This is a genomic window from Brevundimonas sp., assembly GCF_041648615.1.
Classification (GTDB): Bacteria; Pseudomonadota; Alphaproteobacteria; order Caulobacterales; family Caulobacteraceae; genus Brevundimonas.
This window is the reverse complement of the sequence record NZ_JBAZOS010000003.1, coordinates 118339-131602: the sequence shown is the minus strand read 5'-3', so window position 1 is coordinate 131602 and position 13264 is coordinate 118339. Positions and strand designations below refer to the sequence as shown.

The window sequence follows — 13264 nt, the reverse complement described above, 5'->3', positions numbered from 1 at the left end:
CCTTCCCCTTCCCATGGGGTCGGCTAACCTCGGCCTGTTCGGAACCGGGACGCGGTCATGGGACGGGTGTTTGTCATCGTGCTGGCGGTGTGGATCGCCCTCGCCTCCCCGGCCGGGGCGCAGGCCTCGCACACCTCGTCCAACCGGTTCGAAGGCTGGACCTCGGCCATCATCGCCGCCGACTGGCGCGATGGACGCGGCCGGCCGATCCGGGCCTTCGACAATGCGCGCCGCGATCTGGTGAAGGGGTTCCTCGACGCCGGCTTTCCCCGCGCCACCATGGTCGACTACAGCCTGAGGCCTGACGCCCCGAATCCCGCAACGCCGGAGACGGTGCTGAATGGCCTCTATGACGCGGCGGCGCGGGGGAGCGCCGGATGCCTGCTGTACTTCACCTCGCATGGCGTCCCGACCGCCATGGTGTTCGGCGACGCCCCGCGGATGACGCCCGACATGATGGTCAACATCGTCCGTCGAGCCTGCGGCGCGCGACCGACCGTGGTGATCGTTTCGGCCTGCTATTCAGGCATCTTCGTCAACGCCCTGTCGGCGCCCAACCGGATGGTGCTGACCGCCGCCAGCCGCGAGCGGACGTCGTTCGGGTGCGGCGCGGACGAGTCGTATCCGTGGTTCGACGGCTGCATCCTGGAGACCCTGCCGACGGCGACGGACTTCCTCGCCCTGGCCGCGGGCGCGCGATCCTGCGTGGCGCGCAAGGAACAGGAACACGCGGTCGACCTGACGTCCGAACCCCAGCTGTTCGTCGGCTCGGAGATGCAGCTGCGCCTGCCGACGTTGCGGTTCAGCCGGCCGACGGGCGCGGGAAGACCCGGATCGTGATCCGCTCACGCTCGCCCTCGCGGCGTTCGACCAGCAGGCGGGCGACCTGGGCGTCGTCGTGGAACAGATAGCCCTTGATGGCGTCGAGCAGGGCCTTGGCGAGGTTGTCGAGGTCCATCCACGGCGGATCGCCGACGTGCTCCATCAGGATCTCGACCGTGTAGTCGCCGTATGAAGGGCGCGACGACCACTCCTTGCGCATGAACTCATAGACCAGCGGCTTGTAGTATTTGGCCTGGGTGGTCAGGCCGTCGATGGTGATCTCGACGGCCTCGGCGGTCTCCCGCGCGCGGACCTTTCCGATGCCGATCCAGCCCGCGGTCATTCAGCCGTCCTCGCCCCTGCGCCTTGTTCGCGCGCGGCTCCGTGCTACACCGCCGCGCACCCTCCCGCCACGTCCGAAGAGCCGCGCCGACCATGACGAACCGCACCGAAACCGACACCTTCGGCCCCATCGAGGTCGCCTCCGACCGCTACTGGGGCGCCCAGGCGCAGCGGTCGCTGGGCAATTTCAGGATCGGCTGGGAGAAGCAGCCCCTGCCGATCGTCCGGGCCCTGGGCATCGTCAAGCGCGCCGCCGCCGAAACCAATATGGCCCTGGGCAAGCTGGATCCGGCCATCGGCGCCACCATCGTCAAGGCGGCCGACGAGGTCATCGCCGGCAAGCTGAACGATCACTTCCCGCTGGTGGTCTGGCAGACCGGCTCGGGCACCCAGTCGAACATGAACGCCAATGAGGTGATCTCCAACCGCGCCATCGAGATGCTGGGCGGCGAGATGGGCTCGAAAAAGCCGGTCCATCCCAACGACCACGTCAATATGAGCCAGTCGTCGAACGACACCTATCCGACGGCCATGCACGTGGCCTGCGCCGAACAGGTGGTCAACGACCTGCTGCCGGCGCTGAAGCATCTTCACGCGGCGCTGGACGCCAAGGCCAGGGCCTGGGCCCACATCATCAAGATCGGGCGGACGCATACCCAGGACGCCACGCCCCTGACGCTGGGCCAGGAGTTCGGCGGCTACGCCCAGCAGGTCGCCAACGGCGTCGAGCGGATCGAGCTGACCCTGCCCAAGCTGATGGAGCTGGCCCAGGGCGGCACCGCCGTCGGCACCGGCCTGAACGCGCCCGTGGGCTTCGCCGAACAGGTGGCCGAGCGGATCGCCGCCATCACCGGCCTGGCCTTCGTCACGGCGCCCAACAAGTTCGAGGCCCTGGCCGCGCATGACGCCATGGTCTTCAGCCACGGCGCGATCAACACGGTGGCGGCCTCGCTGTTCAAGATCGCCAACGACATCCGCTTCCTCGGTTCGGGCCCACGGTCCGGCCTGGGCGAACTGGCCCTGCCGGAAAACGAGCCGGGCAGTTCGATCATGCCGGGCAAGGTCAATCCGACCCAGTGCGAGGCCCTGACCCAGGTCTGCGTCCAGGTGTTCGGCAATCACGCGGCGGTGACCTTCGCCGGCTCGCAGGGACATTTCGAGCTGAACGTCTTCAACCCGGTGATGGCCTACAACTTCCTGCAGTCCGTGCGGCTGATGGCGGACGCCGCGATCAGCTTCACCGACAACTGCGTCGTCGGCATCGAGCCGCGCGAGGACAACATCAAGCGCGGCCTCGACAATTCGCTGATGCTGGTCACCGCCCTGAACGGCCGGCTGGGCTATGACGCCTGCGCGAAGATCGCCAAGACCGCGCACAGGAACGGCACCACCCTGCGCGAGGAGGCCGTCGGCGGCGGCTATCTCACCGACGCCGAGTTCGACGAGGCGGTGCGGCCCGAGAAGATGATCTCGCCGGGGTGATCAGCGCCTACTTCGGGTTGGTGGCGAGGAACCGCGTTTCGGGGTAGCCTTCGCCCATGGGCAAGGTCGAGCTGAACATCGGGATTGAGCCGGACCTGGTCGAGCAGGCCCAGCGGCTCGGCATCTCCATCGCCGGCATGAGCGAGGTCCAGCTTCGGCTGCACCTGCAGAAGGTCGATCCGGCGGGGGCCGAGGCCCGGGCGAAACGCTGGGCGGAAGAGAACGCCGAGGCGATCAAGATTCACAACGATTTTATCAGAGAACACGGACTGCTCTCTGATCATCTTCGCCCTTGGTGGCTGTGAAGCAGTTCGACGTTTTTGAGAACCCGGCCGCCCCGCTTCGCGAAGTCGCTCCGTTCATCGTTCTTCTGTCGTCCCATCTATTCCTGAGACTGGAAGAGGTCATTGTCGCGCCAGTCGTGCACGACGGCAGGCTGCAACCGAGCGAGTTTGATGTCGGCGTGACGATCAACGGGGAGCGATACGTGGTCAGCGTGATCGGCATGGCCGCCATACGAAGCAGCCATCTGGGCAGGCCGAGAAATTCCCTCATCGCTCATCAAGACGACATCCGCCGCGCCCTCGACCGGCTGTTCACAGGCTTCTGATCGTGACCGCCCTCACCCGCCCCTACTGGATCGAGGCGCGCTTCGAGCGGCGCGAGGGGTGGGATGAGGATGTCTATCCGTTCAACCTGCCGGTCCTGAAGGCGCTGGAGACCCTCGTCTTCCATCCGCGGGTGACCTTCCTCGTCGGCGAGAACGGGGCGGGCAAGTCGACGCTGATCGAGGCCCTGGCCATCGCCTGGGGCTTCAACGCCGAAGGCGGATCGAAGGACCACCAGTTCTCGACCCGCGCCTCGCACTCGCCGTTGCACCGGTTCGTCCGGCCGGTGCGGGCGCCGGTGAAGGCGAAGGACGGCTATTTCCTCAGGGCCGAGAGCTTCTTCAACACCGCCAGCTATCTGGAGGAGTCCGGAACCGGCCGGTCCGGCCAGACCGGTCTGCACGAACAGTCGCACGGCGAAAGCTTTTTCAACCTGTTCGACAACCGCTTCACGGGCGACGGGCTGTACATCCTGGACGAGCCGGAGGCGGCGCTGTCGCCGACCCGGCAGCTGTCGTTTCTGGCGCGGATGCACGAGCTTGTCCTGCACGGGTCGCAGTTCATCATCGCCACCCATTCGCCGATTATCCTCGGCTATCCCGATGCGTGGCTCTATCAGGCCTCGACCCACGGACTGGAGCGTGTCGCTTATGAGGACACCGAGCATTTTCAGGTGACGCGGGGCTTTCTGAACCGGCGCGACACCTATCTCGACGTGCTGCTGGCCGGCGACTGATCAGGGCTTGTCGCGGATCGTGCGTCCGATCGGCGCGAGGGCCAGCTTGGCCAGCTCCAGATCCTTCAGCGCGAAGGGAATGCCGATGATGGAGATGAACTCGGCCACGGCGATGATCAGGTGCGACAGGGCGATGTACCAGCCGGCGAAGAGGAACCAGATCACGTTCAGACCGACGCCGAGGCAACCCGTGCCCAGGTCCTCGCGGCCGGTGAACTCGTCGCGCCACACCACCTCGCGGCCGAAGGGCCAGAAGGAGTAGCTGGCGATGCGCCAGGCGGCGAAGGTCCACGGCAGGCCGACCACGGTCAGGGCCAGGATCGCGCCCCCGAGCAGCCACAGCAGGCCGGAAATCCAGCCTCCGAAGATAAGCCACAGGATGTTCAGGATCAGGCGGATCAAGGCGGTCGTCTCCCACGCGTCCCGACGGACGCTGTCTCCTAGATAGGCGAAGGCCCCGCCGATAGCAGCGGGGCCTTCGTGAATTCGCGGTAAGCCGGGCCTACTGCTTCTCTGTCCAGCGCGCCCTGGCCTCATCGCGGGTGAGGGTCAGGTGCACGTGCTCGTCGACGTGACCGACCCAGCTGACCGGGATCAGATGGTGTTTGAAGCCGCCGGCGAGATCGAGTTTCGCCAGTTCGATCCGGTCGCCGATGACGTGATCGACGCGGCCGACATGCTCGCCGTCGGAGCCGACGACTTCGAGGTGTTCGCGGATTTGAGACGGGTCTACCATGGGTCCTCCTGACGGTTGATCGTCGGGAACAATCGCCTGACCGCCGGTCGGGTTGCAGGGCGGAGACCGTGGATGGGCGAGGTCATCAATCTGAACAAGGCGCGCAAGGCGCGCGCGAAGGCGGAGGCCAGGACCGCGGCGACCACGAACCGCGCCGGTCACGGGCAGTCGAAAGCGGATCGCGCGGCGGCCGACAAGGAGCGGGCCCGGATCGAGCGGCTGCTGGACGGGTCGAAGCTGGAGGACTGAGCCATGGCCGACCCGCGTCAGAACCCGCGCATCAGGCACGGATTGATTCCCGTTCTGGTCGCCATGCGGGTCAAGGCCGAACGCGATCGGCGGCAGGCCGAGGCGGCGAAGAAGGCCGGGGACCCGACGACGCCCCGATCGAAACCGAAGCGCGGCTGGTTCCGCTAGGTCGACACCCTGGGCGCGCGGATCAGCAGCGCCTGGCCGGACAGCACCAGCAGCAACCCGACCAGCGCCGTCCAGCCGAAATGGGCGCCCTCGAACAGCACCGAGACCAGCATGGCGATCGGCGGCGTCAGGGCCGAGATATAGCTGGCCATGGCGTAGCCGATGGTCCGGGCGATGGTGAAGTAGAGGCCGAAGGCGATCACCGAACCCAGGATCGACAGATAGAGCAGCGAGCCCACATAGGTGAAGGTCGGGTCGATGCTGAACTCGACCCCCGTGGCCAGGCCGAAAAGCGCCAGCAGGCCGGTTCCGTAGGCCATGGCCCAGGCGGTCGCGGGAATGGCTTCCGAGCCGCGGGTCTGGCCCCGCCAGGCGAAGAAATTGCCGAAGGCCGAGGCCGTGGTGGCGATGAGGGCGAGGCCGACGCCGAGCGCCGCCCGACCGTCGAAGCCCGCGCTCAGCACCTCGCCGCCCGACAGCACGGCGACGCCGAACAGGCCCAGGATGGCGCCGCCCCATGAGGCCGCCGCCGCCTTCTGGCCGGCGGCGAGCCGGAACAGAACCAGATTGAGGAAGGTCAGGGAGGCGAAGGTGACCGCGACGATGGCCGAGGCCACATGGCCCTCGGCGGCGTAGGTGAAGCTGTAGCTGATCGAGAAGGCGAAGGCCCCCTGCCCCAGGGCCGCCAGATGCTGGGCGCGGGTCAGGCGCAGGTTCTTGCGCGCGATCAGGCAGCCGAGGAACAGGACGGCCGACGCCAGGCCGAAGCGCCAGACGATGGAGGCCAGCGGCGGCACGGTCCCCAGCTGCAGGGTGATGGCGTACCAGGTGGTGCCCCAGATCGTGGCGCAGATGATGACGCCGGCGATGCCGAGAATCGTCGCCGGGGACAGGGGCGGGCGAACGACGGGCGGGACTTCAACCGGGGAGGACATCCGCCGGACATGGACTGCACCGCGGCCGGCGACAAGCCGGGTTATCGGCCGTTGGCACAAGGCGGACTTGTGTCAACGGCGGCGGCCGGTCAGGCGCGAAGCTTGAGCCCCGCGCGGACCTCGGCGGGCACCGACTGGTAGACGGTCGCCGGACGGATGCCGAGCCGTGTCCGCACCGCCTCCAGCGGCTGATCAAACAGGGCCTCGTAGTCGAGCCCGGGCAGCCAGCGCGCGGCCCTGCCGTTACGCCAGGCCTGCCAGACCGCCCGGCGCGCGGGCACCGACCGGGCTTCGCGCTGGATTTCCCGCGCCGCGCCCCAGCCGATGAAGGCGAACCCCAGATTCTGTGTCTGGCCATAGGAGAAGGAGACCACGCAGGCCTCGCCCAGGGCGTCGGTCCCATAGCCGGTCAGGACGTGCCAGATGTCATGGATGTCGCGCAGGCGGCGCGAGTACCAGAGAATCGGATGCGGAGCATCGATGAAGGGCACGACCTCGCGCTCGACCTCGGCCAGGCCGTCGGCCGTGAAGCCGCGCGCCTCGCGGAAGGCGCGGTAGTGCGCGCCGACGGAGCCGGGCCCGAACCGGGCCAGCCAGACGGGATCGTCGAGTTTGTGCGCCAGTTCCTCGTGCAGGAAGGCCTGGCGGCCGCCCTCCATGGTCGACAGCATCCTCTGATAGCCGCGGGAGACAGACCGGCCGCTGAGCGCCTGCATGATCCGGAACACCTGGACGGTGTCCTCCTTGTCCCGGATCAGCCGCTGGAAGGCGCGAAGGGCCGTCAGCGGACGCAGTCCCTGCGGACGGATCTTGCGGAAGTCGTCGACGTCGGCGGTCAGGGTCATGGCGCGATCCGGATAAGGCGAGAAGTGTAGCGAAGTGCGAGCCAGGTGGGAACGCCGGCGCGCACCTTGGGTTATCTACGATAACATTGTTTGAAAGCCGCGCCTCGATGAATGCTCCTGCTTCAACAGCGCCCGTCGCCCGGCTCCAGTCCCTTGCCCTGGCCTGGCCGCCCCATGAGTTGCGCCAGGAAGACGTCGCCGCCAATGGCGCAGAGATGTTCGCCACGACCCACGGCGGGTTCGAACGGCTGGCACCCATCTATCGCAACGCCCTGATCGAGACGCGGCACTCCTGCGTCCCGATCGAATGGTATCTGAAGCCGCACAGCTTCTCCGAACGCAACGACCTGTTCCTCGAGAATGCGGTCAAGGTGCTGGCGGAGGCCGCCGGCAAGGCGCTGGATCAGGCCGGGCTCGAGGCGCGCGACATCGACGCCATCGTGGTGGTCTGCACCACGGGCATCGCGACGCCGGCGCTGGACGCCCGGCTGATGCAGGTGATGCCCTTCCGTCCGGATGTGCGGCGGCTGCCGATCTTCGGCCTGGGCTGCGCGGGCGGGGTCGTCGGACTGGCGCGCGCGGCCGATCTGGCGCGGGCGCGTCCCGACGAGCGGGTCCTGCTGCTGGTCGTCGAACTGTGCGCGCTGACGTTCCGGGCGAAGGATCGATCCAAGAGCAATCTGGTCGCCACCGCCCTGTTCGGCGACGGCGGCGCTGCGGCCGTGATCAGCTGCCGCGAGGACGCGGCCGGCCCCGCCCTCGGCGCCAGCCGCGAACACACCTGGCCGGACAGCCTGGACGTCATGGGCTGGGACGTGGCCGACGACGGGCTCAAGGTCGTGTTCAGCCGCGACATCCCGACCCTGGTCCAGAACGATTTCCGGCCCGTGGCGATGGACTTCCTGGCCGGCCAGGGCCTGACGCCCGCGGACATCGGCGGCTTCGTCTGTCATCCGGGCGGCGCCAAGGTCATCGACGCGCTTGAAGCCTGTTTCGACCTTTCCAACGGCGCGCTGACCCATACCCGCGCCATCCTGCGCGATCACGGCAACATGAGCGCGGCCACGGTGCTGTTCGTGCTCAAGGCCATGCTGGACGATGGCGTGAAAGGCCCCCTGTTGCTGACCACCCTGGGGCCCGGCTTCACCGCGGGCCTGATGCTGGTGTCCCCATGATGTGGCTGTGGCTGGTGCTCGGCCTCGTCGCGGCGCAGCGGCTGTGGGAGCTTTGGCTGGCGGACCGCAACACGAAGCGTCTGCTGGCCGAGGGCGCGGTCGAGGTCGGCGCCGCCCACTATCCGCTGTTCGTCGTTTTGCACGCCAGCTGGCTGGCGGCGATCGCGATCGTCACGCCGTGGACGGCCGTCCCGAATCCCTGGTGGCTGACGCTCTATGTCGTGCTGCAGTTCGGCCGGCTTTGGATCATCGGGACGCTGGGACGGTTCTGGACCACGCGGATCATCACCCTGCCCGGCGCTCCGCTGGAGACAAGAGGCCCCTACCGCTTCGTGCGCCACCCGAACTATGTGGTCGCGTCGCTGGAAATCCTCGTCCTGCCTCTGGTGTTCGGCCAGGTCTGGATCGCGCTGGCCTGGACCATGGCCAACGCGCTACTGGTCGCATGGCGCATCCGGGTGGAAGATCGCGCCCTGCAGGACCGCCGCGGCTGATGCTCAAGAAACGCTCCGTCTCCCTGTCGGGCCACGCGACCTCGGTGGCGCTGGAACCGGCCTTCTGGACCGTGCTGGACCAGATCGCGGTCGCCGCGGGCCTCTCGCAGGCCGGCCTGATGAAGCGGATCGACGAGCGGCGGGGCCGCACCCCCCTCGCCTCGGCCTGCCGGCTTCTGGCTTTGGCCTGGGCGGGCGGAGACCGATCTTTCGCCGAACAGGAGTCCACTGATTGACAGCGGCGGGGGTTGGCGCATCCTTCATTCCGGAGGCGTCGTCATGGCCAATGAAAAACTGATCCCCGCCGCGGTCGCGGGCGGCCTGCTGGCCCTCGGCATGCTGGGCGGCGGCGCCCTGATCGGACAGGGGATCGTCAACGCCCGGGTCGGCGACCGGTCCGTCAGCGTCCGGGGGCTGGCCGAGCGCAATGTGAAGGCCGATCTGGCCGTCCTGCCGCTGCGGTTCACCGCCTCCGGCGATGTTCTCTCCGAGGTTCAGGGCCGGATCGACGGCGACCTGGCCATCGTGCGCGCCTTTCTGACGGCCCAGGGCTATCCGGCCGCCGCGGTGTCGCTGGGCCGGCTCGAGGTGGCGGATACGCGGTCGCGGGAATACGCCAACCAGACCGGCGGGCCGCGCTTCATCCTGGCCCAGACCGTGATCGTCCGGACGACCGACGTGGACCGCGTCCAGGCCACGACCCGGGCGCTGAACGACCTGGTGCGTCAGGGGGTGGTGCTGCAGGACTTCTCCGGTCCCACCTATGTCTTCACCGGGCTGAACAGCGTCCGTCCCGCCATGATCGCCGAGGCCACCGCCGCCGCCCGCACCGGCGCCGAGCGGTTCGCCCAGGATTCGGGCGCGCCGCTCGGTCCGATTCGTCAGGCGACGCAGGGCTCGTTCGAGATCCTCGCCCGCGACGAGATCGGCGATGAAAGCCAGTCCCCGGACAAGAAGATCCGGGTCGTGACCACCATCAGCTACCGCCTGCGCTGACGATCAGTTTTCCGCCACCGGCTCCGGGCCGGGAACGCTCGGCGGCTCGACCGCCGGGACGTCCGGAAGGTCCGGCATCTTCGGGGCGTCAGGCAGGTCGACGTTGATGTCGACATTCGTGTCCTTGCCCGGGCTCATGCCGCCGTTCGAGAAGACGACGAAGGCGATGATGAGCACCACGACGACCAGGCCGCCGACCAGAAAGCCGATCCAGCCGCCGCCGCTGCGCGCCGGAGCAGGATTGTTGATGGTGGTGTGATGCACCTCGGTCCGCGGCGTCGGCTCCACGGGAGGCGTTACGTTCGGATCGGTCATCGGTCAGTTCGCGGCCGGAGCGGCCGGGGCCGAGACTTCCGGCAGGCTGATGTCGACATTGACGTCCTTGGTCTCGGGCGCGCCGCCGCGGGCGAAGACGAAATAGGCCACGATGGCCAGGACGACGACGATGCCGCCGACGATGAAGGCGAGGCCCGTGTTGCCGCCGCCGCTCGTATTGTTGGTGTTCTCGACCATGTGTGGGTCCCTTCCCCGGGTTTCTGATGCAGCGGGAACGACGGCGACGCTTCACGGTTCCGGGCGGTCCGGCGCACGCCGCCGCTGACATCCGGCTCCGTGCACCTTATGTTCCGCCGATGAGTCTGCCTGACGCCCCCGCCCCCCGTATTTCCGACCTCGCCCGTTCGCGCGGCCCCAATGGCGTCGAGCCGGCGGCGGCCGACTATCTGGCGGGCCTCAATCCCGAACAGCGCGAGGCGGTGGAGACGGTCGACGGCCCCGTCCTGGTGCTGGCCGGCGCGGGCACGGGCAAGACGCGCGTGCTGACCACCCGGCTGGCCCACATCCTCGCCACGGGCCGCGCCCGGCCGTGGGAGCTGCTGGTCGTCACCTTCACCAACAAGGCCGCGCGCGAGATGCGCGAGCGGATCACCCATCTGATCGGCCCTTCCGCCGAGGGCTTGCGCTGGCTGGGCACCTTCCACAGCGTCGCCGCCCAGATCCTGCGGCGGCATGCGGAGATGGTCGGGCTGAAGTCGACCTTCACCATCCTCGACACCGACGATCAGGAGCGGGTCTGCAAACAGGTGCTGGAGGCGGAAGGCCTCGACACCAAGCGCTGGACGCCCAAATCCCTGAACGGGTTGATCGATCACTGGAAGAACCGCGGCTGGACGCCGGAGAAACTGCCGCCGTCCGAGGATTTCGCCAACGGCAAGGGCCATGCCCTCTACGCCGCCTATCAGGCGCGGCTGGTCAGTCTGAACGCCTGCGACTTCGGCGACCTGTTGCTGCATAATCTGACGATTCTGTCAAAACATGCGGATATCGCGGAGGAATATCGCCGACGGTTCCGCTATATCCTGGTCGACGAATACCAGGACACCAACGTCGCCCAGTATCTGTGGCTGCGGCTGCTGACGTCGTCGACCGGAAACGTCTGCTGCGTCGGCGACGACGATCAGTCGATCTACGGCTGGCGCGGCGCCGAGGTGGACAACATCCTGCGCTTCGAACGCGATTTTCCCGGAGCCAAGGTCATAAGACTGGAGCGCAACTACCGGTCAACACAGCATATTCTCGGAGCGGCCTCGGGCCTGATCGCCGCCAACCGCGACCGGCTGGGCAAGACGCTGTGGACCGAGGACCTGAGCGGCGGCAAGGTCCGGGTGCGCGGCGTCTGGGACGGCGAGGCCGAGGCCCGGCTGATCGCCGACGAGATCGAGACGGCCCGGCGCGAGGGCGTGGCCTACAGCGACATGGCCGTGCTGGTCCGGGCCTCGTTCCAGATGCGCGCCTTCGAGGAACGGTTCGTGCTGCTGGCCGTGCCCTACAAGGTCATCGGCGGGCCGCGCTTCTTCGAACGGGCCGAGATCCGCGACGCCCACGCCTATCTGCGGCTGATCCTGTCCGAGGACGACGATCTGGCCTTCGAGCGGATCGTCAATACGCCCAAGCGCGGCATCGGCGACACCAGCGTGCAGAAGGTGCTGCAGATCGCGCGGCTGTCGGGCGTTTCGGCGATGAGCGCGGTGCGCGACCTGATCACGTCGGACGAGCTCCAGGCGCGGACGCGGACCGCCCTGTCCAATTTCGTGCGCGACATCGACCGCTGGCGCGCGCTCGCCCAGACCACCACCCACTGGGAGCTGACCGAGGCCGTTCTGGAGGAGAGCGGCTACACCGACATGCAGAAGGCCGATCGGGCCACCGGCCAGACGCGACTGGATAACCTCAAGGAGCTGACGCAATCCATGCAGCAGTTCGAGACCCTGCCCGCCTATCTGGAGCACGTCTCGCTGGTCATGGACCTGGATCGCGGCGGTTCGGACGACGCGGTGCAGATCATGACCCTGCACGGGGCCAAGGGGCTGGAGTTCCCGCTGGTCTTCCTGCCGGGCTGGGAGGAAGGCGTCTTCCCCAGCCAGCGCAGCATAGACGAGAAGGGCGAAAAGGGCCTCGAGGAGGAACGCCGCCTCGCCTATGTCGGGGTGACCCGGGCCAAGTCCGACGCGCGGATTTCGTTCGCGGCCAACCGGCTGGTGTACGGCCGCTGGACCTCGCAGCTGCCCAGCCGCTTCGTCGACGAACTGCCCATGGCCCACGTCGAGGCCGAGAGCGACACGGGGTACTATGGCGTCACCCCCGGCATGAAGGACGCCAAGAGCCGCTGGGACGACATGCCGACCTTCGGCAGCGGCTATTCCTCGCCGGGCTGGAAACGGGCGCAGTCGTTCACGGCCGGCCGGGCGCCGGCGGCCAGGCCGGCGCGGCACACCCTGATCGAAGGCGATGGAAGGCTGGTGGCGACGGCGGATCCGAAGGCGGGCGGCGACTGGTCGAAGGGCGAACGGGTCTTTCACCAGAAGTTCGGCTACGGCCTGATCACCGGCATCGAGGGCAACAAGCTGCTCGTCGCGTTCGAGAAGGCCGGGGAAAAGAAGGTGATCGACAGCTTCGTGGAGAAGGCCTGAGAAGCGAAATCTCACCGGTTCACAATCTCGGATCGCAGCCGCTGGCCCCCTCCTCGACGCCATGTCACATTCCCCGCCATGGCGACCTTCACCCTCAAGCTGGACGATGACGCCTTCCTGAAGCTGGCCGAGGCCGCCCGACGGGCGGGCGTCACGCCCGAGCGCATGGCCGAGTCGATGCTTGAGACGTGGATACCCGCCGATGATGACCTCCCCGCCTCTCCCGGAGTCGGTGAGCCGGCCCGCGCCTGGACGAGCGCAACGGACGAGGGCGGAGATCCCCACGAGGACAACGCCGCCAACCACGACCTGAACGAGGTCGGACGGCCATGGAGCGAGGTCAGGCCTGAGTTCGTGGCGCTGATCGACAAGACCTTCGGCAAGGCTGAATGAAGGTCATTCTGTCGCCGCAGGCGGAGCTCGATTTCGAGACCCAGGTGCGATGGTTGAAGGAACACTCTCCCATCGCGGGCCGATCCGCCGCCCTCCGGATCGTGGAGGTCATCGACCTGTTGTCGAATTTCCCCGACATGGGAACGGCCGTCGGTTCGGAAGCGCGCGAGAAGACGGTTCAGTTCGGCCGCGACGGCTTCGTGATCCGGTATCGGCGATCAGGCCGCACCCTTGTCGTCCAGCGCATCTTTCACAGCCGTCAGGACCGGCGCTGAACTCACCCCAACCCTTCGTTAAGCCGGTTCGCCCACCCT

At 67.7% G+C, this 13264-nt stretch carries 21 protein-coding genes; 14 read left to right on the top strand and 7 right to left on the bottom strand.

Annotated features, from left to right (window positions below):
* Positions 1 to 57: 57 nt before the first annotated feature.
* Positions 58 to 840, top strand: coding sequence for a C13 family peptidase (locus WC555_RS02910; RefSeq protein ID WP_373250988.1), 783 nt, complete (start codon positions 58 to 60; stop codon positions 838 to 840).
* Here WC555_RS02910 and WC555_RS02905 read toward each other — a convergent pair.
* Positions 803 to 1165 carry a RusA family crossover junction endodeoxyribonuclease gene (locus WC555_RS02905; RefSeq protein WP_373250986.1) on the bottom strand — a complete coding sequence of 121 codons (363 nt, stop codon included), beginning with the start codon at positions 1163 to 1165 and terminating at the stop codon, positions 803 to 805. The genes WC555_RS02910 and WC555_RS02905 overlap by 38 nt on opposite strands.
* A gap of 92 nt (positions 1166 to 1257) precedes the next feature.
* Here WC555_RS02905 and fumC point away from each other — a divergent pair, with 92 nt between their 5' ends.
* Genes fumC through WC555_RS02885 form a run of 4 tightly spaced genes read left to right on the top strand, consistent with a single transcriptional unit; the run spans position 1258 to position 3990 of the window.
* Positions 1258 to 2646 (top strand): class II fumarate hydratase, encoded by a 1389-nt coding sequence (gene fumC / locus WC555_RS02900; RefSeq protein ID WP_373250984.1) that lies wholly within the window; start codon positions 1258 to 1260, stop codon positions 2644 to 2646.
* Between the two features lie 56 nt (positions 2647 to 2702).
* On the top strand, positions 2703 to 2951 hold the full coding sequence (locus WC555_RS02895; RefSeq protein ID WP_373250982.1) for a type II toxin-antitoxin system CcdA family antitoxin: 249 nt from the start codon (positions 2703 to 2705) through the stop codon (positions 2949 to 2951).
* Positions 2948 to 3256 carry a CcdB family protein gene (locus WC555_RS02890; protein ID WP_373250981.1) on the top strand — a complete coding sequence of 103 codons (309 nt, stop codon included), beginning with the start codon at positions 2948 to 2950 and terminating at the stop codon, positions 3254 to 3256. The genes WC555_RS02895 and WC555_RS02890 overlap by 4 nt, the downstream gene beginning before the upstream one ends.
* A gap of 2 nt (positions 3257 to 3258) precedes the next feature.
* Positions 3259 to 3990: an AAA family ATPase gene (locus WC555_RS02885; RefSeq protein ID WP_373250980.1), complete on the top strand. Its 732-nt coding sequence runs from the start codon at positions 3259 to 3261 to the stop codon at positions 3988 to 3990.
* Here WC555_RS02885 and WC555_RS02880 read toward each other — a convergent pair whose 3' ends face one another.
* Positions 3991 to 4392 carry a YccF domain-containing protein gene (locus tag WC555_RS02880; RefSeq protein ID WP_373250979.1) on the bottom strand — a complete coding sequence of 134 codons (402 nt, stop codon included), beginning with the start codon at positions 4390 to 4392 and terminating at the stop codon, positions 3991 to 3993.
* Between the two features lie 100 nt (positions 4393 to 4492).
* Positions 4493 to 4726: a DUF2171 domain-containing protein gene (locus WC555_RS02875; protein ID WP_373250978.1), complete on the bottom strand. Its 234-nt coding sequence runs from the start codon at positions 4724 to 4726 to the stop codon at positions 4493 to 4495.
* 72 nt (positions 4727 to 4798) lie between these two features.
* Between WC555_RS02875 and WC555_RS02870 the strand changes: the two genes are divergently transcribed.
* Both WC555_RS02870 and WC555_RS02865 read left to right on the top strand, forming a co-directional pair.
* Positions 4799 to 4975 (top strand): DUF4169 family protein, encoded by a 177-nt coding sequence (locus WC555_RS02870; RefSeq protein WP_373250977.1) that lies wholly within the window; start codon positions 4799 to 4801, stop codon positions 4973 to 4975.
* 3 nt (positions 4976 to 4978) lie between these two features.
* The gene (locus tag WC555_RS02865) at positions 4979 to 5143 is read left to right on the top strand and encodes a hypothetical protein (protein ID WP_373250976.1); all 165 of its coding nucleotides are present in this window, start codon (positions 4979 to 4981) and stop codon (positions 5141 to 5143) included.
* Here the strand turns inward: WC555_RS02865 and WC555_RS02860 are convergent.
* Positions 5140 to 6078, bottom strand: a complete 939-nt coding sequence (locus WC555_RS02860; RefSeq protein WP_373250975.1) for a DMT family transporter — start codon at positions 6076 to 6078, stop codon at positions 5140 to 5142. The genes WC555_RS02865 and WC555_RS02860 overlap by 4 nt on opposite strands.
* 89 nt (positions 6079 to 6167) lie before the next feature.
* A complete protein-coding gene (locus tag WC555_RS02855) occupies positions 6168 to 6923 on the bottom strand; it encodes a Coq4 family protein (RefSeq protein ID WP_373250973.1) in 756 nt (251 codons plus the stop codon).
* A 107-nt stretch (positions 6924 to 7030) separates the two neighbouring features.
* Between WC555_RS02855 and WC555_RS02850 the strand changes: the two genes are divergently transcribed.
* From WC555_RS02850 to WC555_RS02835, 4 genes are read left to right on the top strand one after another with little or no spacing between them, the layout of a single operon-like run.
* Positions 7031 to 8098: a type III polyketide synthase gene (locus WC555_RS02850; RefSeq protein ID WP_373250971.1), complete on the top strand. Its 1068-nt coding sequence runs from the start codon at positions 7031 to 7033 to the stop codon at positions 8096 to 8098.
* Positions 8095 to 8592, top strand: coding sequence for an isoprenylcysteine carboxyl methyltransferase family protein (locus WC555_RS02845; RefSeq protein WP_373250970.1), 498 nt, complete (start codon positions 8095 to 8097; stop codon positions 8590 to 8592). Before WC555_RS02850 ends, WC555_RS02845 begins: the two co-directional genes overlap by 4 nt.
* Entirely contained in the window at positions 8592 to 8828 is a 237-nt protein-coding gene (locus tag WC555_RS02840; RefSeq protein WP_373250968.1) for a ribbon-helix-helix domain-containing protein, read from the top strand. Before WC555_RS02845 ends, WC555_RS02840 begins: the two co-directional genes overlap by 1 nt.
* Positions 8829 to 8871: 43 nt before the next feature.
* Positions 8872 to 9588 carry an SIMPL domain-containing protein gene (locus WC555_RS02835; protein WP_373250966.1) on the top strand — a complete coding sequence of 239 codons (717 nt, stop codon included), beginning with the start codon at positions 8872 to 8874 and terminating at the stop codon, positions 9586 to 9588.
* Positions 9589 to 9591: 3 nt separating this feature from the next.
* Here the strand turns inward: WC555_RS02835 and WC555_RS02830 are convergent, their stop codons facing one another.
* On the bottom strand, positions 9592 to 9903 hold the full coding sequence (locus WC555_RS02830; protein ID WP_373250964.1) for a hypothetical protein: 312 nt from the start codon (positions 9901 to 9903) through the stop codon (positions 9592 to 9594).
* Positions 9904 to 9906: 3 nt separating this feature from the next.
* Complete coding sequence (locus tag WC555_RS02825; protein WP_373250962.1) at positions 9907 to 10101, bottom strand: hypothetical protein; 195 nt, start codon at positions 10099 to 10101, stop codon at positions 9907 to 9909.
* Positions 10102 to 10220: 119 nt separating this feature from the next.
* On the opposite strand from WC555_RS02825, the gene WC555_RS02820 reads away from it, so the two are divergent.
* The 3 genes from WC555_RS02820 (at position 10221) to WC555_RS02810 (ending at position 13225) form a co-directional block, all read left to right on the top strand.
* Positions 10221 to 12557, top strand: a complete 2337-nt coding sequence (locus tag WC555_RS02820) for an ATP-dependent helicase (RefSeq protein WP_373250961.1) — start codon at positions 10221 to 10223, stop codon at positions 12555 to 12557.
* 78 nt (positions 12558 to 12635) lie between these two features.
* Positions 12636 to 12950 (top strand): hypothetical protein, encoded by a 315-nt coding sequence (locus WC555_RS02815; protein WP_373250959.1) that lies wholly within the window; start codon positions 12636 to 12638, stop codon positions 12948 to 12950.
* Complete coding sequence (locus WC555_RS02810) at positions 12947 to 13225, top strand: type II toxin-antitoxin system RelE/ParE family toxin (protein WP_373250957.1); 279 nt, start codon at positions 12947 to 12949, stop codon at positions 13223 to 13225. Before WC555_RS02815 ends, WC555_RS02810 begins: the two co-directional genes overlap by 4 nt.
* Positions 13226 to 13264: the final 39 nt, after the last annotated feature.